The sequence below is a fragment of the Thalassovita mediterranea genome (assembly GCF_001458435.1).
GTDB lineage: Bacteria > Pseudomonadota > Alphaproteobacteria > Rhodobacterales > Rhodobacteraceae > Thalassobius > Thalassobius mediterraneus.
Map to the genome: position 1 here is coordinate 108,681 of NZ_CYSF01000005.1, position 23,207 is coordinate 131,887.

A 23,207-nucleotide genomic window follows, 5' to 3' on the forward strand; every position below is an offset into this window, starting at 1 on the left:
GCAGCGCTATTATACTGATACAGATATGTTGATTTTATCTGCCGTTGTTTCAAAATAGACAGCCAAGCGTCGCTTGGCTTCATCTGGCGTTATTGCCTGCAACTCAATGTCATATTTGTATGCTGCAAAGCGTGTACCGAGCCCCGCCAACGACCAAGTTGTATTACTGCGGTTCTCAGGGGATTCATCCATCCATTGACGTTGATGAGTGCGCAACTCATTTTCCACATATCCTATTGGGACCAAGTATGCTGATAGGTTCCCAATGTCACCAGTCACCGCCAAGACATGGTCAACGTCATCTGTAAATCCGCTTATCACCGCGACTTCTGGATTTGGGACGTCTGTTTTAACCATAATATTATCATTTTTACTGGTCTTGAGCATTGCGCGCTTACCATCCGAAAGCTGGATCACCCACCGCTGCCCGTTTCCAATACGGGTAGCCCCGGGCAGCATGGCAAGAATCGCCTGTTTACGTTCATTTGCAGTGTACTTAACGGCCATCGGCAAAACTCCTTAGTGGCAACAGATTACATACCTTACACACCACTATGTATGAATAGGTATACAAGTTTTTTTATTAGGCATTATGATGAATTCCAACCTCAATCTGACCAAAGCTCTTCGGTCTTAGGATCGCAGTTGAAATTTATTTAACTTTAAACCGAACTCTCTGCCCCAGGCGGAATTAGCGCCTCTACTCATTGAGTTCACCCATCCCCAACAAAAAAGGCCCAGCAAAACGCCGGGCCTTCTTCACATCTCTACCTTCAGCTTAGCCCCGCAGGGTGCCGCCGGTGGCTCTGCTGACCTTCTCGACGATCTTGGCGGCGACCGCTTCGATGTCTTTTTCCTTCAGCGTTTTGTCTTTGGGTTGTAGACGCACGGTGATGGCGATGGACTTCTTGCCCTCACCCAAAGAACCACCGATGAACTGGTCAAAGACGCGCACGTCCTCGATCAGCGCCTTGTCGGCACCGGCGGCGGCGTTGACCAGTGTCAGCGCCTCTACCTCGGCATCCACGACGAAGGCAAAGTCACGCTCCACCGCTTGCAGGTCGCTGATGTCCAGCGCGGCACGGGTTGCGGTTTTCTTCTTCGGCTGCGGAATTTCCTCAGGGAACAGGGTGAAGGCCACCGCCGGCCCTTTGACGCCCATTTCCTGCAGGGTTTTCGGGTGAATCTCGCCAAAGATGCCCAGCACCTTTTTCGGCCCCAGACAGATCTTGCCCGACCGGCCCGGATGCCACCAGTCCTGCACGCCGCGCAGGATCTGCACCTTGGCCGGAGCACCGATAGCGGCCAGCACGGCCTCTGCATCCGCTTTCACGTCGTAGACATCTACACCGCGCGCGGTGCCATGCACATCCTTCGGACCCGTCTGACCGATCATCAGGCCGGTCACTTGCAGGTGCTGTTCACCCGGTTCGCCACCGTGGAAGGCAGGGCCGCATTCAAACAGCGCCATGTCGTTGAACCCACGCGCCTGATTACGCGCTGCGGCCTGCAACAGACCGGGCAGCAATGCGGGGCGCATATGGCTCATCTCGGACGAAATGGGGTTGTCCAGCATGGTCGCATCGGCGCCACCGCCAAACAGTTCCGCCGATTTACGGTCGATGAAGCTGTAGGTCACACATTCGTTGTAGCCCAGAGCAGCCGTGGTGCGACGCGCGATCTGCTCACGACGTTGGATCGGCGATTGCGTCGGGCGCGGCACTCCGGCAGAGGGACGCGCCAGCGGGATCGGCTGCAGTTTGGTCAGCGAGGCAACGCGCGCCACCTCTTCAACCAGATCGGCAGAGCCTTGGACGTCAGGACGCCAGCTAGGCACATGGGCCATGTCGCCGTCCATCACGAACCCCAGTTTGGTCAGTGTCTCACGCTGCGTGTCGGCGGGGATTTCCATACCCACCAGCGACTGCACGCGATCGGTGTCCAGCTTATAGGCACGCGATACATCGGGCACCTCACCGGCAACCACAACTTCGGACGCTTCACCTCCACAGAGGTCGATGATCATCTGCGTCGCATCTTCCATCGCCTGCATGTTGTAGGCGGGATCAATACCGCGTTCGTTGCGGTAGCGGGCGTCGGTGTTGATCTTCAGCGCGCGACCAGTTTTGGCGATCTGGATGGTGTCCCAAACAGCGGCTTCGAGGAAGACGTTCACGGTGTCCTCGGTACAGCCAGACACCTCACCGCCCATGATTCCGCCAATGGATTCCACACCGTTGTCGTCAGAAATCACGACGCAACCAGCGGGGAAGGTATAATCCTTCTCATCCAGACCCAACAGGGTTTCACCACCGTTGGTGCGATGCACACGCAGGTCGCCTTTGACCTTATCCGCGTCAAAGACGTGCAGCGGGCGGTTGCGGTCGTAGGTGAAGAAGTTGGTGATATCGACAAGCGCCGAGATGGGGCGCAGTCCAATCGCGGTCAGGCGCTGTTGCAGCCATTCCGGCGAAGGTCCGTTTTTCACGCCCTTGATCAGACGGCCAGCAAAGACCTCACAACCGTTTTCACGGGTGTCGTCGTCGATGGTGACGTTGATGGTCGATGTGAACCCGCCCGCAACCGATGTGGTTTTGGCTGGCTTCATTTCCCCCAGACCACGGGCCGCCAGATCCAGCGCGATGCCGCGCACGCCCAATGCGTCAGGACGGTTCGGGGTGATGGCAATTTCGATCACCGGATCGACCTTTTCCGGCATGTTCGCCGCCAACCAGTCGGCGAAGTTATCGCCAACCTCACCGGAGGGCAGTTCGATGATGCCGTCGTGATCATCGCCCAGTTCCAACTCTCGCATCGAGGCCATCATGCCGTGGCTTTCAACGCCGCGGATGTTGCCGACCTTGATGGTGATATCCAGACCGGGGATATACATGCCCGGTTTACACAGCACCACGGTAATGCCCGCGCGGGCGTTGGGGGCACCGCAGACGATCTGCTTCTCGCCTTCGTCGGTCGCCACCTTACAGACGCGCAGCTTGTCGGCGTCGGGGTGTTTTTCGGCTTCTTCGATCTTTGCAAGGGTGAAGCCCTGCAAAGTCGCCGCCGGATCGGTGACCTCTTCGACTTCCAGACCCAGATCGGTCAGCGCGTAGAGGATGTCATCAAGGCTTGCCTGGGTGTCCAGGTGCTCTTTCAGCCAGGAGAGGGTGAATTTCATTATTTACGCTCCGAATGTAACCCACAAAGCATCAGCTATGAGTACAAAAAAATAGGTGAGGATGACGAAAGCGGACACAAGTTTAGAAAACCGGTAACCCCGCTCTTTCTTCAACAGATCAGACATCAAGTTTAGCTGCATCTCTTTGGCACCAAGAGCTTTGCCTTGATCAACTCCTACGCGACTGTCGAAGGTATCTAGGTGCCCGATACCAACAAACGCATGATACAGTGGAGCCAAGAGGTTGAGTGCGGCCACCACTGTCAAAAGACCATAGGCATCGTATCCATTTGGCTCACAAGAATTGGATCCAGAGCTACAAGCAACGGCGCCAGAATCGCTGAATACAACAGTTAGAAAAGCTCCCATTGCGAACACAATAATAGTCGATAACGCAGCACTTTTCGTTTCGACCTTCTTCAGCGTCCCCAACAAAACTTCATGACCACCTGCGGAAAGCAACTCAGAATTATCAACTGTATGGTCTTCAGAAAGCGTGCCTTTGCCCTTCTTTAATGCTGCATATGTTTCTACTCTTTCCTTAAGCGCAGTTACATTCAGTGCAACTTTGCCTCCACACGAGTACCGGAACCACAGGACAAGTTGCGCAACGACCGTGACGACTACTGCCACGCCAAAAACACAATATGGCAAGCTTTCAATCATTACCGCGACAGCCCACCGTGCAAGGTCGGTACGTCCAGCGAGGCAAAGCCATAGTGGCGCAGCCAGCGCAGGTCGCTGTCAAAGAAGGCGCGCAGGTCGGGGATGCCGTATTTCAACATCGCCAGACGGTCGATCCCCATGCCAAAGGCAAAACCCTGCCATTCATCGGGGTTCACACCGGCGGCTTCCAGCACCTTCGGGTGCACCATGCCGGACCCCAGAACCTCCATCCAGTCGTCGCCTTCGCCGATCTTCAACTGGCCATCGACCCAGGAACACTGAATATCCACCTCTGCCGACGGTTCGGTGAACGGGAAATGCGAGGCGCGGAAGCGGGTTTTGATGCCGTCGATCTCGAAAAACGCGGCAAAGAACTCTTCCAGCACCCACTTGAGGTTCGCCATCGACACGTCCTTGTCGATGCACAGACCTTCGACCTGATGGAACATCGGGGTGTGGGTCTGGTCATAGTCGGAACGATACACACGGCCCGGCGCGATCACGCGGATCGGGGCGCCCTGCTTTTCCATCGCGCGGGTTTGTACCGGCGAGGTGTGGGTGCGCAGAACGTGCGGCGGGCGATCGTCGCCTTCGGCACGGTTCATGTAGAAAGTGTCAAACTCCTGCCGCGCGGGGTGGTGCGGCGGGATGTTGAGGCTGTCGAAGTTGTACCAATCGGTTTCGATCTGCGGGCCTTCGGCCACGGCGAAACCAAGGTTGGCAAAGATCGCGGCGATCTCTTCGCTGACTTGTGAAATCGGGTGGATGGAGCCACGGCGTTCGTTACGACCCGGCAGGGTCACGTCCAGCCATTCGGTGCGCAGGCGCTCATCCAGCGCGGCGTCAGCCAGCGCGGACTTCTTCGCCGCGAGGGCCGAGTTGATCTCATCCTTCAGCGCGTTTAGCGCGGGGCCTGCCACCTGACGTTCCTCGGGCGTCATTTTGCCCAACTCACGCATTTTCAGGGACACCTCGCCCTTTTTGCCCACTGCCTGCAGTCGCAGGTCTTCCAGCGTTGCCTCATCGCCAGCATCCGCAATCGCGCTGAGGTATTTCTGTTTCAGATCGTCCATCCGACCCCTCCAATTCCGTTAAGGCTCTGCTAGCGAGAAGAGCCATAAAACGCAAGGGTTGGGCGGGCAATGAGCGCCACGAAACAAAGGGCATCGCCCGACCTGGAGGGCGTGCAGAACGTTAGGAACAGCGCAACGCCGCTAGATAGCACGCCGTTAACTCCATCGCTCCCCTTCAAATCGCCCTCCTTGGGGAGGTCGGGCGATGCCCGGCAAGCCGGGCGGAACGCATGGGGCGACCAACAAAAAAGGCGGCGCCTTGCGGCACCGCCTTTCTTTTCAAACCATAATTTCAGGCTTACGCCAGAGCGGCCTTTGCTTTTTCGACGATTGCGCCGAATGCTTCAGGCTCGTGTACGGCCAGATCGGCCAGTACTTTACGGTCTACTTCGATGCCAGCCAGGCCCAGACCGTTGATGAAGCGCGAGTAGGTCAGCGCTTCGTCGTGTGCACGTACAGCAGCGTTGATACGCTGGATCCACAGCGCACGGAAGTTACGCTTGCGGTTCTTACGGTCGCGGGTTGCGTACTGGTTCGCCTTGTCAACTGCCTGACGGGCGACCTTGAAGGTATTCTTGCGGCGGCCGTAATAGCCTTTTGCTGCCTTAATGACCTTCTTGTGGCGGGCGTGAGTCGTGGTACCACCTTTAACGCGGGACATATCAGCTCTCCTCTACTTAGCGGTCGTAGGGCATGTAGCCCTTGACGGTTTTGGCGTCGGGAGCCGACAGCGTGGTGGTGCCGCGAGCGTCGCGGATGAATTTCTTGGTGCGTTTGATCATGCCGTGGCGTTTGCCGGCCTGACCTGCGATCACTTTACCGGTCGCGGTCACCTTGAAGCGCTTTTTGGCGCTCGACTTGGTCTTCATCTTAGGCATTTTCGTCTCCTAGTCTTTGTACGATTACACGCGACTCGGCATGCCATATAGCCGGCCGCGCAGACAGGAGGCTTCTTTAGGGGGGATTCGGCCATCTGGCAAGGGGGAAAACGCCGCCCTTCCGGCAAAGGCTGCCCAACAAAAAAAGGGCAGATCGCGCATGTCGGAACGCTAATTTAGGATATCCCCTGCGACAACGACAAAAGCCAAAGGAATATCCATCAGATCAAAGCCACCGGGTTTCACAGTGGTGGCGTAAAAGCCCAGCGCCAAGCCGATCAGCAAAAACACAGCCGCAGATCGCGGCGCTTCGCCCTCACTCCAGGCATAGACAAGCGCAGGGATGGCGAAAAAGGCAATCGTTACGCCGATCACCATGATCAGATCTGCCTGCATTCTTCGCCCCTTCACTGCCATTTGCGCATCAGAGGTCGGGCCTGCATGCCCGACCTCTGGCACGACAGCTTACTCTGGATCTGTGGCGTAGATCAAACGCTCTGCACAGGGTGCGACGCGCAGAATGTTGGTGGAACCGGTCACGTTGAAGGGCACGCCTGCAGTGACGAGGATCTGATCCTCTTCGGCCGCATAGCCCCCCATCCGGGCGGCACGGGCCGCGTTCACCACTGCCTGCTTAAAGCGACCAACGTCTCCGCTGATCACCACACAGTCGGTCCCCCAGCTGAGCGCCAGACGACGTGCGGTGCCACGCAACGGGGTCAGCGCGATGATCGGCACACGCGGGCGTTCCCGCGACACCAACAGCGCCGTGGTGCCCGATTGGGTGAAACAGCAGATCGCCTTGATATCGGTGGTTTCCGCAATCTCACGCGCGGCTGCGACGATACCGTCAGCGACGGTTTTGCGATCCGCAGTGCGGCTGGCACGGATAATGTCCGTGTAGGTACTGTCGGCCTCGACTTCGATGGCGACGTTGTTCATGGTGGTGACGGCCTCGATCGGGAAGGAGCCCGCGGCGGATTCCGCACTCAGCATGATCGCGTCAGAGCCTTCGTAAATGGCGGTCGCAACATCCGACACCTCGGCCCGCGTGGGCATGGGCGAGTCGATCATCGATTCCAGCATCTGCGTGGCAACAATCACCGGTTTCGCCGCCTTACGGCATTTGCGGATCAGACGTTTCTGGATTGGCGGCACGTTCTGCACCGGCAGCTCCACCCCCAGATCGCCGCGCGCAACCATGATCCCGTCAGAGACATCAAGAATCTCATCAAAGGCTTTCACCGCGGCGGGCTTTTCAATTTTGGACAGGATGGCAGCGCGTCCATCAGCCAAGGTGCGCGCTTCCCACACATCTTCGGGACGCTGCACGAAACTCAGCGCCAGCCAGTCCACACCAAGATCACAGACAAATTCCAGATCCGCCTTATCCTTTTCCGACAGCGCCGCCAGTGGCAGCACCACGTCGGGGACGTTCACGCCCTTACGGTTCGAAATTGTGCCACCGGCAACCACCTCGGTATCGGCAAAGTCAGGGCCGCAGGCGGTGACCTTGAGACGGATTTTACCGTCATTCACCAGCAGCGTGGTCCCCACCTCTAACGCATCAAAGATTTCTTTGTGCGGCAGGCAAACGCGCGTCACGTCCCCCGGCGTTTCGTCCAAATCCAGACGGAACGCGGCACCGTTCACCAGCTCTTCGGCGTCGTTGGCAAACACACCCACGCGCAGCTTCGGCCCCTGCAGGTCAGCCAGAATGGCGATCGGATTGTTCAGGTCGGCCTCAACCTGACGGATCATGGCGTGACGTTCGCGGATTTCCTCGTGGCTGCCGTGGCTCATATTCAGACGGAACACATCCGCCCCTGCCTCATGTAGGGCGCGAATTGTAGCATAGTCATTCGATGCCGGGCCCAGCGTGGCCACGATTTTCACATTGCGAAAGCGTCTCATCCTCGGTTTTCCTTCCTTCGCGGTCGGCGCATCAATACACCAATGTTACCGCTAACAATATCCGCTTTATACGCATGACGCAAAGCAGAAACAATTCCATTCCGTTGCAAATTGGCATAGAGCGTTTTCAAACCAAGTGAAAGTTTCATGACCTATCAGCCCTTCGACATTCACGGCGGCGATCGCGATAGCCGTTTCCTAATAACCTGCGACCATGCTGCCAATACCGTGCCAGATTTCATCAATGGTGGGGATCTGGGGATCAGTGCTGCGGATATGTCACGCCACATTGCCTATGACGTGGGCGCGGCAGGTGTGACACGCGCACTGGCGGATGTCTTGGGCTGTGCGGCGGTTCTATCCAACTTCTCACGTCTTGTGATTGATCCCAATCGTGGCGCCGATGACCCGACCCTGCTGATGAAACTGTCAGATGGCGCGATCATTCCTGCCAACCGCCATGCAGATGCCGATGAGGTCGAACGCCGCCGCAGCGCGCTCTACGATCCCTATCATGGCGCGCTAGCGGATCTGGCAGCACGACGTGAGGATACGATCATCATCGCCATGCATTCCTTCACCCCACAAATGCAGGGCCGCGCGCCACGCCCGTGGCACATCGGCGTTCTGTGGGCCGAAGATGGCCGTTATGCGCAACCGCTGATCCAACGTCTTGAGGAAGAGGACGATCTGTGTGTCGGCGATAACGAACCATACACCGGCTACCTGCCAGGCGATGCGATCGACACCCACGCCACAACCCACGGCCGCCCGAACGCACTAGTGGAAATCCGCAACGATCTGATCGAAACCGAACAGCAGCAAACCGGCTGGGCCAATCGCTTGGCGCCGATCCTGCTGGATGCCCTACATCGCAGCGGCGTTTAACCAAAGGAGCGCACAATGCCCCATCTTGTCCTAGAGTTTTCCAATGGTCTGGACGAAAGCCACGACATGCCGGCCCTGTGTCAGGCGCTGTTTGACACACTCGCCAAGCACACGACCTTTCCGCAGCCCGCAAACCTCAAGATCCGTGCCAGTGCAGCAACCTACAGCGTTATCGGCACAGATCCACAAAGTTTCGTGCATGCCACACTACGCCTCTTGCCGGGACGCGATGATGACACCAAATCGCAACTGACAAGCGCTGTACTGTCCACGCTACAATCCCACCTCCCTCAAGTGGGCAGCCTGACAGTCGAAACCGTGGAACTGCATGGCGCATCATATGCCAAACGTGTGCTGTAACCCCAGCACACGTCTTCAAAGGAGACCGGAATGGACGACCAAACCCGTATTGAGCTGGAAGCCGCAGCCTTCCGCACACTGCGCGAACACCTGATGGAAAAGCGCACCGATGTGCAGAACATCGACATGATGAACCTCGCCGGATTTTGCCGCAACTGCCTGAGCCGCTGGTATCAGGAAGCTGCCAACGAACGCGGGATTGAAATGGACAAAAACGAAGCGCGCGAAATTTTCTATGGCATGACCATGGATGAGTGGAAGGCGAACTACCAGACCGACGCCAGCCCGGAAAAGCAGGCTGAGTTCAAACAGGCGTTTGCAGAAAACGTCGGCGAACCCAAATCCTGAGCGGTTTCAAACACGCCCTATCGCGATACAACCTATAGGCAGCTTCTGCCCGCCCCCCGGCGGACAGAAGCCTAGGGCAACTCTCGCTGAAACAGCGCCACTCACATGAGTTGCCCCGGCAGTTGGTTATCTGCAATCCCACAAGCATTTCAACTGAAAAGCGCAAATGCTAAGGATTATAATCGTATATATTACATATATCTTTTTGATATTGATGCCTTATTCCGCAGGCCGTCGTAGGCTAAGTGTATGTCACAACGAAAAAAGGCGCCCCGAAGGAGCGCCTTGATATTTACGTAAAATGATCGCCTCAGACCTCAGATTGCGGTCTTCAGGCTTTCGTCCAAATAGATCTCGCGCAGGCGTTTGGCCACGGGGCCAACCTGACCATCGCCAACAGCGGCGCCATCGATTTCTACAACCGGCATAACGAAGGTCGAGGCCGAGGTTACAAACGCCTCATCCGCAGCCTGTGCTTCTTCGATCGTGTAGGGGCGTTCAACCACTTCCATCTGCGCCTCTTGGGCAAAGCGCAGAACAGCGGCGCGGGTGATGCCGTGCAGGATGTCGTTGCTAAGTCCACGGGTGATGATTTTACCATCCTTGACGATATAGGCGTTGTTAGAGGTGCCTTCGGTCACATAGCCATCCTCAACCATCCACGCATCATCGCAGCCTGCCTTCTTGGCCATCATCTTGCCCATCGACGGGTAGAGAAGCTGTACGGTTTTAATATCACGACGGCCCCAACGGATATCCTCGATCGAGATCACTTTGATGCCTTTGTCAGCCACAGGATTTGCCGCCAGACCGGGTTTGTTCTGGGTGAACAGTACCAGCGTCGGGCGGGTCGCTTCGGGATCGGGGAAGACGAAATCACGATCATCCGGCGCGCCACGGGTGATCTGCAGGTAGATCATGCCCTCTTCGATGCCGTTCAGCTCGACCAGTTTGCGGTGGATGTCCAAGAGATCATCAAATTCTTCGGGCTTCTGCATATCCAGTTCATTCAGCGAACGTTCCAGACGTTTAGCGTGGCCTTCAAAATCAATCAGCTTGCCGCCCAGAACACTGGTGACTTCATAAACGCCATCCGCCATCAGGAAACCACGGTCAAAGATCGACACTTTGGCCTCGGTCTCTGGCAGGTATTCGCCATTTACAAATACGGTACGGGTCATGCTGTTTCTCCTATGCTAGGCCCCTGTCGATGATTGACGCGGTGCCCCTCTCCTGTTTTGGCTTGGTTATCGGCCTAACGGCAAATCTCACAAAGGGGAAGTACCGATGCCTGCGACACACTCTGCCTTGATTATGCTGATCGCCGGGATCGGCGTGCCCATGTTGGCCGCGCTGAACGCTGCGCTGGGGCAAAAATTGGGGTCGCCGGTGGCGGCAGCGGTGATCCTTTTTGTTGTGGCCCTGTCCACGGCACTGGTGGTGTTCGCGGTTGCAAACCTGACAACAGGCGCCTCGATGAGGGGCGCGCTGAGCGCGCCGCCGCATCTGTTTCTGGGCGGCAGTCTGATTGCCTTTTACGTTTTGTCGATCACCTGGATTGCCCCCAGTTTCGGGGTCGGCAATGCGGTGTTCTTTGTGCTGCTGGGGCAGCTGATTTCGGCCGCGATCATCGACCATTTCGGCCTGTTTGGCGCAACGCCGAACCCGTTGACCGCAACCCGCATGGCCGGAATTGCGGTGATGGGCGCAGGCGTTTTCCTGACCCAAATCGCAGGGCGCGGTTAAACCGGCGCCCCGCAACGATCACCCCCAAAGCGCCGCATCAGGCCCATGCACCCCCGCATCATCAAAACGCAGCGGGCAGTCGCGATCTTCGGCCAGCAACAGCGGGCCATCCAGATCAGTGACCATCGCGCCCTGTGCCACAAGGGTCGCAGGTGCCATCGCCAGCGAGGATCCGACCATACAGCCAACCATTACCTTGTAACCCTCAGCCAGCGCCGCTTCGCGCAGTTTCAACGCCTCGGTCAGCCCGCCGGTTTTATCGAGCTTGATGTTCACCACGTCATATTTGCCTTTGAGCTTGGGCAGCGACGTGCGGTCGTGGCAGCTTTCGTCGGCGCAAACGGGAACGGGGCGTTCCATGCCGATCAGCGCATCATCTTCGCCTGCGGGCAATGGTTGTTCGACCAGATCAACGCCCAAACGCACCAGATGCGGCGCCAGATCGGCGTAGACCTCAGCGCTCCACCCCTCGTTGGCGTCCACAATAATCCGCGCATCCGGCGCGCCGGCGCGTACGGCCTCTAGACGGGCCATATCATCGGGCGTGCCCAACTTGATCTTCAGCAACGGACGATGGGCGTTCTTCGCCGCCTGTTCGCGCATCTCTTCGGGTGCGGCCAGCGACAAAGTGTAAGCGGTGATTTCAGGACGCGGCGCAGGCAGTCCAGCCAATTCCCAAACGCGCTTTCCGGCCTGTTTCGCCTCAAGATCCCACAGCGCACAATCCACCGCATTGCGCGCCGCGCCAGCGGGTAGCAACCCCTGCAAGGCCTCGCGCGTCACGTCACTATGCAGCGATGCGATTTCAGCAGCGACAGAATCCAGTGTTTCATTGTAGCGCGCATAAGGTACGCATTCGCCCCAACCGACATGACCGTCCCGTTCCACGCGCACCGTCAGCACCTGTGCTTCGGTGCGGCTGCCGCGGCTGATGGTAAAGACCTGCGCCAGTTTAAAGACGTCTTTCTGAACGGTGATGGTCACGCGCCATCCTCCCACTTTCAATGTTCTTCAAATACTCAAAAGGCCGGAGGGTTCTGCACACTCCGGCCTCTCAGAAAGGATTAGATCAGATCGCGTCCAACGCATCCACCAGTTTGCCCGCACCAAAGCGGAACGGATCGGTGGCGGGCAGGCCCAGCTCTGCCTCGACCTTGGCGCAATAGGCGCGCGCCTCATCCTCGGGCATGTTCTGGGTGTTGATCGAATAGCCGACAACCTGACAGGCAGGGTTTGCCACCTTGGCCAGCGACAGCGCCATGTCGCGCACCGCTTCCAGCGTCGGCAGTTGGTAATCGGGCAGACCGCGCATATGATCGCGGGTCGGTTCATGACACACCACCAGCGCGTCGGGTTGACCACCGTGGATCAGCGCCATGGTCACGCCCGAGTAGGACACGTGGAACAGGCTGCCCTGCCCTTCGATGATGTCCCAGTGATCGGCGTCATTGTCGGGGGTGATGTATTCAACGGAACCCGCCATGAAATCGGCAATCACCGCGTCCAGCGGCACACCGTCGCCGGTGATCAGGATGCCCGTCTGGCCGGTGGCGCGGAAGGATGCTTTCATCCCGCGTTCACGCATTTCCTTTTCCATGCACAGGGCGGTGTACATCTTGCCCACGGAACAGTCGGTGCCGACCGCCAGCAGACGTTTACCGGTGCGTTTCTTGCCGTTGGCAATTGGGTAATCCACCTCGGGCACGCGGACATCGTGCAGGTCCTGACCGGTGGCTTTGGCCACGGCAACCAGATCCTCTTCGTCCTGCAGCAGGTTGTGCAGGCCGGACGCCAGATCGAAACCCTCTTCCAGTGCCGTAACCAGCACCTTTTTCCACGCTTGGCTGATCACGCCGCCACGGTTGGCCACGCCGATCACCAGCGTCTTGGCGCCAGCGGCTTTCGCCTCTTCCAGCGTCATGTCCGGCAGGCCCATATCGGCCTTGCAGCCGTCCATACGGAATTGGCCAACGGCGAACTCAGGACGCCAGTCCTTGATGCCTTGGGCCACTTTGGCCGCCAGTTGGTCGGGCGCGTCGCCCAGGAACAGCAGATAGGGTGTCTTGATCATGGTCGCGCCTTTCCTTCATGTAGCCGACGCAGTTTTCCGGCTTTCGCGCGGGATTGTTTTGCGAATTTGAGTAAATTCTGCACCGCCACACAAAATATCATCACAAATGCGCAAAAAATCGGGAGCATCTTTCAAGTTTTCACTCTGCTTCCGAATTAATCACCGTCACGTATCGTAAAATGCCGCAGCTGCAAAATAACCTTGCGAGGCATCGCGCAATTTAATAACCCTATCTCAAATCAATCTGTAATTTCGTTACTCAGAGGAATCGCGATATGAGCTTCCGCCTGCAACCCGCTGCACCTGCCCGCCCCAACCGCTGTCAGCTGTTCGGCCCGGCCTCGAACACCAAACTGTTCGCCAAAATGGCGGCGTCCGCTGCGGATGTGATCAACATCGACCTCGAAGATTCGGTCGCGCCTTCGGACAAGGACATGGCCCGCGCCAACGCGATTGAGGCGATCAACACCATCGACTGGGGCAACAAGACTATTTCGGTCCGTATCAACGGCCTCGACACCCCGTATTGGTACCGCGATGTTGTGGACCTGATGGAACAAACCGGCGACCGTCTGGATCAGATCATGATCCCCAAAGTGGGCTGCGCCGCAGACATCTACGCCGTTGACGCGCTGGTCACCGCGATTGAGGCTGCCAAAGGCCGCACCAAGCGCATCGATTTTGAGGTGATCATCGAATCCGCCGCCGGCATCGCCCACGTCGAAGAGATCGCCGCAGCCTCCCCCCGTATGGCCGCGATGAGCCTGGGCGCTGCGGACTTCGCCGCCTCCATGGGTATGCAGACCACCGGCATCGGCGGCACGCAGGAAAACTACTACATGCTGCACGAAGGCCAAAAACACTGGTCCGATCCGTGGCACTGGGCACAGGCCGCCATCGTCGCCGCCTGCCGCACCCACGGTGTTCTGCCGGTGGACGGTCCGTTCGGCGACTTCTCCGATGATGAAGGCTACATCGCGCAGGCGAAACGTTCGGCCACGCTGGGCATGGTTGGCAAATGGGCCATCCACCCCAAACAGATCGCACTGGCAAACGAAGTGTTCACCCCGTCCGAGGAGGCCGTGACCGAAGCGCGCGAAATTCTGGCGGCGATGGAACAGGCCAAAGCCAACGGCGAAGGCGCCACTGTTTACAAAGGCCGTCTGGTGGACATCGCATCCATCAAACAGGCCGAGGTGATCGTTGCCCAGGCCGAGCTGATCGCAAACAGCTAAGACTGTGCCACAACATCAAAAACAAAGGGCGCCCCTGCACGGGCGCCCTTTTTCATGGGTTGCACGCGACCTAGCGCGTCATTTCAAAACGACACAGACCTCGGTCAGCAGATCCTCTGCCGCCGTGTCGATGGGGGAATTCAAATAGACCTCAAACGGCGCCAGGTCCGCCGCCTCTTCCCCACTTTCGGGCAACCAGCGGCCGTAAAGGTAATGATAGGCCTCTGACATGTTGGAATAGGGTCCCTTGTAGGTCAGCTTCGCCACCCGACCGGCGGGATATGTCTGCGCCTCCAGCCCCTCTGGCACATCCGCGTCTGGCCCCAGAATCAGCGCCGCATAGCTGCGCAGGTCCGCCTCTGGCGTTTCGCTCGGATCATGGCAGTAGATCCCCACCATACCCTGCATCTGCGGCCACAGCCCCCGCGTGGTGGCCAAGGCTGCCAATTCCTCAAACTTGGCACCGATACCGTTATAAGACCCCTCATGGGACAGCCCCGCAAACCGCGCTTCCTTACGCTCTTCAATCACAACTTCAAACATCCTGAACTCCTCTGGTTTCATCTGGCGCAGCGCCACCAGCGGCACGCCTTGTTTGCGAAACGTCAGAGGGGTCACGCCATAGGCGGCACGGAAGGCACGGCCAAAGCTCTGCGGGGTGGGATAGCCCACCTGCCGGGCCACCTCGGCCACAGGCAATTCACCACGCGCTAACATCAATGACGCCTGATGCAGCCGCACCCGCCGCACCATATCGGCGCAGGTTTCCCCCATCATGGCGTGAAACACCCGGTGCCAGTGAAACCGCGACATCGCCGCCACATCCGCCAGACGATCCAGCGACAGATCCCCCGCGGGGTTTTCGTGGATATAGCGCACCACACGGCGAATCCGGTCCTCGTAATTCTGGCTCATCACGCCCTCATCTCATTTCGCATGACCTGAATGCCTCACCTAGGATGAACAAGTCTTGCTGACCTGCCCCGCGCCTTTTCAATGTTCCAAAAATACTCTGGGGGAATGCGCCACAGGCGCAGGGGGCAAAGCCCCAACACACTCAAGCCCTCTCATCCTTAGGGGATCCCATGACGACAAAGGTGGTGATCGAATTCACCTGATCCAGCGTGCCCAGAACATCGGTGTGAAAACGTTTGTAATCCACCAGATCGCGCGCCTCGACCCGCAGCAGGTATTCAACCGTGCCGGTAATGTTGTGACACTCCCGCACCTCAGGCGCCAACGCGATCGAGCGTTCAAATGCCTCCTGCGCCTGTTTGGTGTGCAGGTTCAGCCCCACGGTCATATAAGCCACGAACCCTACATCCCGCGCTGCTGGGCTGATCACCGCGCGGTAGCCCTGAATGACGCCGCTGCGCTCCAGCTCTTGCACCCGACGCAGACAGGCCGAAGGCGACAGGCCCACACGATCCGCCAGTTCCAGATTGGACAGGCGGCCATCGCGCGACAACTCTTGCAATATCTTGTCGTTAATTCGGTCCTGCTTCGCCATTAGTTGCACCTTTTCCTATCACACACCATCAATCGCAATTTCATGGCGCAATCACCAGCATAATGTTGCCGTCATGACTTACGACCTGATCCCCGCCCTCGCCGCCTTTGCTTTTGTCACCTCGGTCACGCCGGGGCCGAATAACCTGATGCTGATGACCTCTGGCGCGAACTACGGGTTTCGCCGGTCAATCCCGCATATGCTGGGGATCGCGGTTGGGTTCACGGTGATGGTGGCATTGGTCGGCGTCGGGTTGATGGGGCTGTTTGATGCGGTCCCTGTGACCTACACCGTGCTGAAAGTGGCTGGCATCGCCTATCTGCTATGGCTGGCGTGGAAAATCGCAAATGCCGGCATGCCAGACACCAGCGGGCGTACGGGCAAACCGATGACCTTCCTACAGGCTGCGGCCTTTCAGTGGGTGAACCCCAAGGCGTGGCAAATGGCGCTGACCGCGATCACGCTGTATGCGCCAGATCGCAGCATGTGGTCGGTGCTGGTGGTGGCCATGATCTTTGGCGCGATTAACCTGCCCACGGTCAGCAGCTGGACCATCCTAGGCCAACAGATGAGTCGCGTGCTGTCGTCACCACTACGCTTGCGGGTGTTCAACGTCACGATGGCTGCTTTGCTAGTCGCGTCGCTGTTGCCCGTACTGTAATGCGCGATTTTACGGGGAATTTCCCGCTGCAAACGCCCTTACGTCACTTGGGATGTTGCATCTAGGGCCGCACAACGCCATATATCCTGCGTTCCAATACTGGAGAGTGACAGAACATGACCAACTACCTCGACTTTGAACGCCCGCTTGCCGAGATTGAAGGCAAAGCCGAAGAGCTGCGCGCCATGGCCCGCCAGAACGAGGAGATGGACATCGAAGAGGAAGCCGCCGCGCTGGACAAGAAAGCGTCCGACATGCTGGCCGACCTCTACAAGTCGCTGACGCCGTGGCGCAAATGTCAGGTGGCCCGCCACCCCGACCGCCCGCATTGCAAAGATTACATCGACGCGCTGTTCACCGAATACACCCCGCTGGCCGGCGACCGTAACTTTGCCGATGACCATGCGGTCATGGGCGGTCTGGCACGTTTTGGTGACACCCCCGTGGTGGTGATCGGCCATGAAAAGGGCAACGACACCAAGAGCCGCATTGAACGCAACTTCGGCATGGCGCGCCCTGAGGGCTACCGCAAGGCCGTGCGTCTGCTGGAAATGGCCGACAAGTTCAACCTGCCCGTCGTCACGCTGGTGGACACCCCCGGCGCTTACCCCGGCAAAGGCGCCGAAGAGCGTGGTCAGTCCGAGGCCATCGCGCGTTCCACAGAGAAATGCCTGCAAATCGGTGTGCCGCTGATTTCCATCGTCATCGGCGAAGGCGGATCGGGCGGCGCGGTTGCCTTTGCCACCGCGAACCGCGTGGCGATGCTGGAACATTCGGTTTACTCGGTCATCAGCCCCGAAGGCTGCGCGTCGATCCTGTGGAAAGACGCCGAAAAGATGCGCGAAGCGGCCGAGGCCCTGCGCCTGACCGCGCAGGATCTGAACAAACTGGGCGTAGCTGACCGCGTGATCGGCGAACCGCTGGGTGGCGCACACCGTGACGCAGACGCCTCGATCAAGGCCGTCGGTGACGCGATCCAGACCATGCTGAACGAACTGTCCGGTCAATCGCGTGAGAAACTGGTGAAAGATCGTCGCCAGAAATTCCTCGACATGGGCAGCAAGGGGCTGGCGGCGTAACGCCTCCCTTTCCTCGAAATAGAAAAGGCCGCGTCGCTACAAACGACGTGGCCTTTTTCTTACGGTGAGGCCCCGGGTCAGGCCCGGGGCGGGAGTGGCCTTGTTCGCGCCCCGGACGTGATCCGGGGCCTCACGCCCATCGCGTCAGATCAAACCCACTTCGCCATCGGCGGCAGGCTCATCAACACGGCGTTGGCGTCATGGCCAGTTTCCAGACCGAACTTGGTCCCGCGATCATAAACAAGGTTATATTCCGCATAGAGGCCGCGGTGCTGGAGCTGCTGATCCTTGTCAGCATCCGACCACTCTTGCGTCCGGCGCTTTTCCGTTACTGGCAGGAAGGCGGGCAGGAAGGCACGGCCAACGTCCTGAATGAAGGCAAAATCCTTTTCCCAGTCACCAGAGTTGTGATCATCAAGGAAGATCCCCCCAACCCCACGCGCACGGCCACGGTGCGGCACGAAGAAGTATTCGTCGGCCCATTCCTTCAGCCGCGGATAAAAGGCGGTATCGTGCTTGTCGCAGTATTCCTGCTGCACGGCGTGGAAGTGCGCCGTGTCCTCATCATATTCGATGCAGGGGTTCAGGTCCGACCCGCCACCGAACCACCACGCATGCGGGGTCCAGAACATGCGGGTGTTCATATGCACCGCAGGGGTATGGGGGTTCTGCATATGTGCGACCAGCGAAATGCCCGACGCCCAGAAGCGCGGATCCTCTTTCATCCCCGGAATGCCCTTGCGTGCGGCCATGGCGTTTTGCGCGCGTTCGCCCAACTCACCATAAACGGTGGAGATATTCACGCCGACCTTTTCGAACACACGGCCGCCGCGCATCACGCTCATCAAACCGCCGCCAGCATCTGATCCGTCCGCAGAGGCGCGTTTGGTTTCCGTCACTTCAAACCGGCCCGCAGGTTGATCTGCGAAGGGGCCGGTCGCCTGACTGTCCTCTAGCGCCTCAAAGGCGGTGACGATCTGATCCCGCAATTCGCGGAACCACGTACTGGCGCGTTGCTTTTCCTGTGCAAACTCTTCCGACATCTCGGCGCTCCTTCATCCTGTTGCAAGGGGTGTAGCAGGTGCGGCGAAGGGCGGAAAGCGTGCGATAGGTCGCGTGGAGATAAGAGTGCTACGGGAGGTTCGCGTCCGCCCCGAAGGCGGCTTGATATCTAGCTCTACCGCGCATCCAAACGAAACGCTTGCGTACTATGCAGTCGTCGGAAATTCGCGCCCGCCTTGGGGGCGGCCAGTTTTATTTTGGGGTGCGCGAACCGGCTCACTTCGTGACCCGGGCAGTTAACTCAGATCAGTGCGCAGGTGCCGTCACCGGATCCATCAGCGTACGACCACCATCCACGGTCATGATCTGACCGGTCATGAACCCCGATGCGTCAGAGGCCAGGAATTGCGCCGCCTCGGTCAATTCAGTGGGGGCAGCAATGCGGCCCAGTGGGGTGCGGTTTTCAATTTCATCGCGGAACTCACCGTTTTCGCGCAGGGTTTCCTTCAGGCTGTTCGACATAACAGACCCAAAAGCCAGACCGTTCACCCGAATGCGGTTCGGTGCCAGCGCCACGGCCATCGACCGGGTCATCTGATCCAGCGCCGCAGTGGACACCGAATAGGCCAGCAACTCTGGGCTGGTGCGTCGTGCCGCGATGCAGGAGATGTTTACGATGGTCCCCACCGTGCCTTCACCACCCTCTTCCGCCTGTTTGATCATCCGCTTCGCCACCAATTGCGACAGCTTGAGCGATGTCAGCAGGTTCTGCTGCAACATCATCTCCATCGCGTCGTCACTGTTCAATGGATCGGCGGCGATGATCTGGCGCGAGGCGTTGACCAGAATATCGACACTGTCAAAGGCATCCAAAGTGGCCGACAGGAGATTCGCTAGCGTCAGCTTTTCGCGCAGATCACCCGCGAAATAGCGATGCGCATTGCCTTCCTCATTCGGGCCAAGTTCCCGGATCAGGTTTTCCTCATCCATATCGGCAAAGATGACATTGGCACCCTTGTCCAAGAAGTGGCGGCCGATTGCCAGACCAATGCCGTTGGCCCCGCCAGTGACGATGGCCGTCTTGCCCGAAATCGCAAATGACATGGATGTCTCCTAAACGAAGCCTGAACTAGAGTTGCGTCTTACGCTTTGCCCACGCGACGCTTGCGCGCCGCATGTAGAACCTTGAATCGGTTATCGCCAGCTATTTCTTCCACATCCAGAAACAGTTGGGCAAGTGTTGCCTCATAGGGCAATTGGCGGTTTGCCACCAACCACAGCTGACCAGACAGCGCCAGATTGCGCGCCGCATTGGCGATAAACGCCTGACCTAATTGCGGTTCTGCCGCCCGTCCGGTGTGAAACGGCGGGTTCATGATCACCCCGTCCAGCAAACGGTCTGAGCGCCAATTGGTGGCATCTGCCCAATAAAACGACGCCCGTTCATCTGTCACGTTCTCACGGGCGCAGGACAGGCTGGTGTGATCTGCCTCAACCAGTGCCAGCGATTTCACCGTGTCACGGGATAGGATCGCGCGGGACAGATAGCCCCAACCAGCACCGAGGTCGGCCAGATGTTTGCCCAGTTTCGCAGGCAGCGCATCGACCAAGAGGCGCGACGCGGGATCAATGCCATCGGCGGAAAAGACGCCGGGCGCGGTGATCAACCCATCGCCAACCTCTTGCCGCGCAGGGGCGGCCCAAGCGTTGAGCGCATCGCCCAGATCACTTGCCGCAACCCAGAACAATTTGCCATGCGCCTTGGAGATGGAGTTTTGCAGCGGTGCGGCCTTGCGCACCTCTTTCAGCAGGCTGTCGATGCCTTCGGTCTTCAACCCGTCGATCACCAAGGTCTGCACGCCAAGGCCCAGCGCCTCGGCCACCATCGCCTTGGCCAGCTTCTTCGCACGAGGCAGGAAAACCAAACCAGTGGCAAAATCGCCTGACGGCGCGGTCACCACATCCCAGCCTGCGGCAGCGAAACGATCGTGGTCAGGCTTATACCCCACCACCAGCTGACATTGATCCTGCGGCAGGTCACGCAGATCCAGATCGCTGCGGGCGCCGAAAACAACAATGCGCCCCTCAGACAGGGACAGACCGCCCCCGTTCAGGGCCAGCGACAAACGCGGATGAGACATCAAATTAACCGGCGATCCGTGAACGGATCACTCCTTTTCCATGGTGCATTGCAGCGGGTGCTGATGGCGGCGGGCGAAATCCATCACCTGCGTCACCTTGGTTTCCGCGATCTCGTGGCTGAACACGCCCACGACGGCAACGCCCTTTTTGTGCACGGTCAGCATGATCTCAAACGCTTGCGAATGGTTCATGCCAAAGAAACGCTCTAGGATCTGCACCACAAATTCCATCGGGGTGTAGTCGTCGTTCAGCAGCATCACCTTATACATCGGCGGGCGTTTGGTTTTGGGGCGGGTCTGAAGCGCGACAGAGCTGTCACCGCCGAAATCGTCGTCTTTGTCCGAAGTCATCACGGTGATCTGTACATTGGGGTCAATCATGAGAAACGTCTTCAGCAATCATTTACAGGTTTTGCACGGCGTGCTTTTGAACGGTCTATATAACCTGTGTTTTAGGTTAGAAAAGAGGTCAGCCATCCGCTAGGCCCTGAAGGCACGCGATTCGAGGGTATTTTTCATGCAGAAGCTCACCACAATCGGCTTTGATGCCGATGACACGCTTTGGCACAACGAACGGTTTTTCCGCATCACGCAGGACCGATTCGCAGAATTGCTGCGCGAACACGTGGATGGCGACCATCTGAGCGACCGCCTACTGGCGGCAGAACGGCGGAATCTGGGCCACTATGGTTTCGGGGTGAAGGGCTTTGTCCTGTCGATGATCGAAACCGCCTTGGAGGTAACGGAAAATCGTGTGCCCGGTGAGGTGTTGCGCGAACTGATCGATGCCGGACAGGATATGTTGCAGCACCCGATCGAACTGCTGCCCCACGCAAAGGAGGCGGTAGAGGCCATCGCCAGCACCCACCGCGTGTTGCTGATCACCAAGGGCGACCTGTTGGATCAGGAACGCAAACTGGCACAGTCGGGTCTGGGCGATCTGTTTGATGGGGTCGAAATCGTCAGCGACAAAACCCCTGCCGTTTACACCCGTATCTTTGCCGATCATGGCGACGGAGCCGCGCGTGGATTGATGGCGGGAAATTCGATGAAATCCGATGTCGTGCCGATGGTGGATGCCGGTGGCTGGGGAATTTACGTCCCGCATGGCGAAGAATGGGCCTTTGAAAAGGCCCCTGCCCCAGACGCTTCGCCCAAATATCAGGCACTGGATCACTTGGGGCAGCTGCCAGCGTTGATTGAACGGATTGAACAAGGCTAAAGGTTGCCTTCTCTTTTGTGGTCAATATTCTCTTTTTTGAGAATCCCTAAGAGAACAACCCATGGATACCCTTCTCGCCCAACAGTTATGCCAGCTGCGCGGCCACTCAGGGTGGACGCTGGATCAGCTGGCGCAGGAAACCGGCGTCAGTCGTGCCACGTTGGCCCGTTTGGAAAAGGCACAGGTCAGCCCGACCACCGATACGCTTGCCAAGCTGTGCCGCGCCTATGGCACCTCTATGTCGCGCCTTTTGGCATTGGTGGAGGATCAGGCGCCCGCTGTCATTCCTGCCACGGCACGCAAATCATGGTCTGATCCCAAAACCGGATTTCAGCGCAGCGTGGTTTCCCCGCCCAGCGCCGATCTGGCAGGCGAATGGCTGGACTGCCGCCTGCCTGCTGGCCAACGGCTGAGCTATGACGCACCTCCGCGGGCGGGGCTGGAACACCACCTGTTGCTTCTGTCGGGACAGTTGGCCGTGACGGTCCAGGGTCATGCACACCACCTGAACACCGGCGACTGCCTGCGATACCGGCTCTACGGCGCCACCTGTTTTGAAACCAGCGCCGAGGACGCGCATTATCACCTGTTTTTACTGTGAGAGGGATCATGATCACCGAATGGACCGCTGAAGAGTTGCGCGCGGGGCTGGATGACCTAGCCGACATCTTGCACGCCTGTGTGCTGGATGGCGCCAGCGTTGGCTTTATCCTGCCTCATGATCTAAGCGACGCCCGCGCGTTCTGGCAGGGCCTGCTGGCAGAGGTGCAAACCGGCGCACGACGTCTGTTTGTGGCGGTGGAGGCAGGGCGCGCCGTTGCAGTGGTCACGCTGATCACCGCGATGCCGGGCAATCAGCCCCATCGTGCAGAGGTGTCCAAACTGTTGGTGCACCCCACACACCGCCGCAAAGGTCTGGCGCGGCAGTTGATGCAGCATCTGGAACAGGCAGCGCGGAATATGTGCAAGAGCCTGCTAACCCTAGACACCCGCACCGGTGACAGCGCTGAACCGCTTTACCGCGATCTGGGATTTCAGACCGCTGGGGTGATTCCCGGTTACTGCCTAGACATCACGGGCCAACAACTCGATTCGACCACCTATATGTTCAAGCCACTTAACTAGGGCCACCTCAGTGTCGTCAGGCCTGCCTAGGGCTACAGGCGGGATTGGATACCAAATCTGCCCAATTTTGACGTTTCCGACCACTGTTTACATCCGAAAGCGGTAACGCG

Annotated in this window: 27 protein-coding genes; 10 read left to right on the forward strand and 17 right to left on the reverse strand. The window is 58.3% G+C overall.

Features of this window, described 5'->3' with window-relative positions:
- Positions 1 to 9: 9 nt before the first annotated feature.
- The 8 genes from TM5383_RS03490 to pyk form a co-directional block, all read right to left on the reverse strand.
- Entirely contained in the window at positions 10 to 507 is a 498-nt protein-coding gene (locus TM5383_RS03490; protein WP_058317662.1) for a hypothetical protein, read from the reverse strand.
- Between the two features lie 271 nt (positions 508 to 778).
- Complete coding sequence (gene pheT, locus TM5383_RS03495) at positions 779 to 3,178, reverse strand: phenylalanine--tRNA ligase subunit beta (RefSeq protein ID WP_058317663.1); 2,400 nt, start codon at positions 3,176 to 3,178, stop codon at positions 779 to 781.
- A 3-nt stretch (positions 3,179 to 3,181) separates the two neighbouring features.
- Positions 3,182 to 3,844, reverse strand: a complete 663-nt coding sequence (locus tag TM5383_RS03500; RefSeq protein ID WP_058317664.1) for a hypothetical protein — start codon at positions 3,842 to 3,844, stop codon at positions 3,182 to 3,184.
- Complete coding sequence (pheS, locus tag TM5383_RS03505) at positions 3,844 to 4,917, reverse strand: phenylalanine--tRNA ligase subunit alpha (RefSeq protein ID WP_058317665.1); 1,074 nt, start codon at positions 4,915 to 4,917, stop codon at positions 3,844 to 3,846. Before pheS ends, TM5383_RS03500 begins: the two co-directional genes overlap by 1 nt.
- A gap of 298 nt (positions 4,918 to 5,215) precedes the next feature.
- Positions 5,216 to 5,578: a 50S ribosomal protein L20 gene (gene rplT, locus TM5383_RS03510; RefSeq protein WP_058317666.1), complete on the reverse strand. Its 363-nt coding sequence runs from the start codon at positions 5,576 to 5,578 to the stop codon at positions 5,216 to 5,218.
- A 16-nt stretch (positions 5,579 to 5,594) separates the two neighbouring features.
- Complete coding sequence (rpmI, locus tag TM5383_RS03515) at positions 5,595 to 5,795, reverse strand: 50S ribosomal protein L35 (protein WP_058317667.1); 201 nt, start codon at positions 5,793 to 5,795, stop codon at positions 5,595 to 5,597.
- 171 nt (positions 5,796 to 5,966) lie between these two features.
- Positions 5,967 to 6,191, reverse strand: coding sequence for a hypothetical protein (locus TM5383_RS03520; protein ID WP_058317668.1), 225 nt, complete (start codon positions 6,189 to 6,191; stop codon positions 5,967 to 5,969).
- 69 nt (positions 6,192 to 6,260) lie between these two features.
- Positions 6,261 to 7,709, reverse strand: coding sequence for a pyruvate kinase (pyk, locus tag TM5383_RS03525; protein WP_058317669.1), 1,449 nt, complete (start codon positions 7,707 to 7,709; stop codon positions 6,261 to 6,263).
- A gap of 147 nt (positions 7,710 to 7,856) precedes the next feature.
- On the opposite strand from pyk, the gene TM5383_RS03530 reads away from it, so the two are divergent.
- From TM5383_RS03530 to TM5383_RS03540, 3 genes are read left to right on the forward strand one after another with little or no spacing between them, the layout of a single operon-like run.
- Positions 7,857 to 8,597, forward strand: a complete 741-nt coding sequence (locus TM5383_RS03530) for an N-formylglutamate amidohydrolase (RefSeq protein ID WP_058317670.1) — start codon at positions 7,857 to 7,859, stop codon at positions 8,595 to 8,597.
- Positions 8,598 to 8,612: 15 nt separating this feature from the next.
- The gene (locus TM5383_RS03535) at positions 8,613 to 8,957 is read left to right on the forward strand and encodes a 5-carboxymethyl-2-hydroxymuconate Delta-isomerase (RefSeq protein ID WP_058317671.1); all 345 of its coding nucleotides are present in this window, start codon (positions 8,613 to 8,615) and stop codon (positions 8,955 to 8,957) included.
- A gap of 30 nt (positions 8,958 to 8,987) precedes the next feature.
- On the forward strand, positions 8,988 to 9,305 hold the full coding sequence (locus TM5383_RS03540) for a DUF1244 domain-containing protein (RefSeq protein ID WP_058317672.1): 318 nt from the start codon (positions 8,988 to 8,990) through the stop codon (positions 9,303 to 9,305).
- A 317-nt stretch (positions 9,306 to 9,622) separates the two neighbouring features.
- On the opposite strand, the gene TM5383_RS03545 is transcribed toward TM5383_RS03540, so the two are convergent.
- A complete protein-coding gene (locus tag TM5383_RS03545; RefSeq protein WP_058317673.1) occupies positions 9,623 to 10,486 on the reverse strand; it encodes a D-amino-acid transaminase in 864 nt (287 codons plus the stop codon).
- A 106-nt stretch (positions 10,487 to 10,592) separates the two neighbouring features.
- On the opposite strand from TM5383_RS03545, the gene TM5383_RS03550 reads away from it, so the two are divergent.
- Positions 10,593 to 11,051: a DMT family transporter gene (locus TM5383_RS03550; RefSeq protein WP_058317674.1), complete on the forward strand. Its 459-nt coding sequence runs from the start codon at positions 10,593 to 10,595 to the stop codon at positions 11,049 to 11,051.
- Positions 11,052 to 11,069: 18 nt separating this feature from the next.
- Here TM5383_RS03550 and dgcA read toward each other — a convergent pair whose 3' ends face one another.
- Positions 11,070 to 12,035 (reverse strand): N-acetyl-D-Glu racemase DgcA, encoded by a 966-nt coding sequence (gene dgcA, locus TM5383_RS03555; protein WP_058317675.1) that lies wholly within the window; start codon positions 12,033 to 12,035, stop codon positions 11,070 to 11,072.
- 85 nt (positions 12,036 to 12,120) lie between these two features.
- Positions 12,121 to 13,122, reverse strand: a complete 1,002-nt coding sequence (dgcN, locus tag TM5383_RS03560; RefSeq protein WP_058317676.1) for an N-acetyltransferase DgcN — start codon at positions 13,120 to 13,122, stop codon at positions 12,121 to 12,123.
- 275 nt (positions 13,123 to 13,397) lie between these two features.
- On the opposite strand from dgcN, the gene TM5383_RS03565 reads away from it, so the two are divergent.
- A complete protein-coding gene (locus TM5383_RS03565) occupies positions 13,398 to 14,357 on the forward strand; it encodes an L-malyl-CoA/beta-methylmalyl-CoA lyase (protein ID WP_058317677.1) in 960 nt (319 codons plus the stop codon).
- A gap of 78 nt (positions 14,358 to 14,435) precedes the next feature.
- Here the strand turns inward: TM5383_RS03565 and TM5383_RS03570 are convergent, their stop codons facing one another.
- Complete coding sequence (locus TM5383_RS03570) at positions 14,436 to 15,272, reverse strand: AraC family transcriptional regulator (RefSeq protein ID WP_058317678.1); 837 nt, start codon at positions 15,270 to 15,272, stop codon at positions 14,436 to 14,438.
- A 142-nt stretch (positions 15,273 to 15,414) separates the two neighbouring features.
- Entirely contained in the window at positions 15,415 to 15,867 is a 453-nt protein-coding gene (locus TM5383_RS03575; protein WP_058317679.1) for an Lrp/AsnC family transcriptional regulator, read from the reverse strand.
- A 73-nt stretch (positions 15,868 to 15,940) separates the two neighbouring features.
- Here TM5383_RS03575 and TM5383_RS03580 point away from each other — a divergent pair, with 73 nt between their 5' ends.
- The gene (locus TM5383_RS03580; RefSeq protein WP_058317680.1) at positions 15,941 to 16,528 is read left to right on the forward strand and encodes a LysE family translocator; all 588 of its coding nucleotides are present in this window, start codon (positions 15,941 to 15,943) and stop codon (positions 16,526 to 16,528) included.
- Positions 16,529 to 16,644: 116 nt separating this feature from the next.
- The gene (locus tag TM5383_RS03585; protein ID WP_058317681.1) at positions 16,645 to 17,607 is read left to right on the forward strand and encodes an acetyl-CoA carboxylase carboxyltransferase subunit alpha; all 963 of its coding nucleotides are present in this window, start codon (positions 16,645 to 16,647) and stop codon (positions 17,605 to 17,607) included.
- A gap of 149 nt (positions 17,608 to 17,756) precedes the next feature.
- Here TM5383_RS03585 and hemF read toward each other — a convergent pair whose 3' ends face one another.
- The 4 genes from hemF to clpS form a co-directional block, all read right to left on the reverse strand.
- Positions 17,757 to 18,650: an oxygen-dependent coproporphyrinogen oxidase gene (gene hemF / locus TM5383_RS03590; RefSeq protein ID WP_058317682.1), complete on the reverse strand. Its 894-nt coding sequence runs from the start codon at positions 18,648 to 18,650 to the stop codon at positions 17,757 to 17,759.
- 265 nt (positions 18,651 to 18,915) lie between these two features.
- Positions 18,916 to 19,713, reverse strand: a complete 798-nt coding sequence (locus tag TM5383_RS03595) for an SDR family NAD(P)-dependent oxidoreductase (protein WP_058317683.1) — start codon at positions 19,711 to 19,713, stop codon at positions 18,916 to 18,918.
- A 38-nt stretch (positions 19,714 to 19,751) separates the two neighbouring features.
- Positions 19,752 to 20,750: a class I SAM-dependent methyltransferase gene (locus TM5383_RS03600; RefSeq protein ID WP_058317684.1), complete on the reverse strand. Its 999-nt coding sequence runs from the start codon at positions 20,748 to 20,750 to the stop codon at positions 19,752 to 19,754.
- A gap of 27 nt (positions 20,751 to 20,777) precedes the next feature.
- On the reverse strand, positions 20,778 to 21,101 hold the full coding sequence (gene clpS / locus TM5383_RS03605) for an ATP-dependent Clp protease adapter ClpS (RefSeq protein WP_197407359.1): 324 nt from the start codon (positions 21,099 to 21,101) through the stop codon (positions 20,778 to 20,780).
- 166 nt (positions 21,102 to 21,267) lie between these two features.
- Between clpS and TM5383_RS03610 the strand changes: the two genes are divergently transcribed.
- From TM5383_RS03610 to TM5383_RS03620, 3 genes are all read left to right on the forward strand, one after another.
- On the forward strand, positions 21,268 to 21,972 hold the full coding sequence (locus tag TM5383_RS03610; RefSeq protein WP_058317686.1) for an HAD family hydrolase: 705 nt from the start codon (positions 21,268 to 21,270) through the stop codon (positions 21,970 to 21,972).
- Between the two features lie 61 nt (positions 21,973 to 22,033).
- A complete protein-coding gene (locus TM5383_RS03615) occupies positions 22,034 to 22,573 on the forward strand; it encodes a helix-turn-helix domain-containing protein (protein WP_058317687.1) in 540 nt (179 codons plus the stop codon).
- A gap of 8 nt (positions 22,574 to 22,581) precedes the next feature.
- On the forward strand, positions 22,582 to 23,097 hold the full coding sequence (locus tag TM5383_RS03620; RefSeq protein ID WP_058317688.1) for a GNAT family N-acetyltransferase: 516 nt from the start codon (positions 22,582 to 22,584) through the stop codon (positions 23,095 to 23,097).
- Positions 23,098 to 23,207 lie beyond the last annotated feature (110 nt).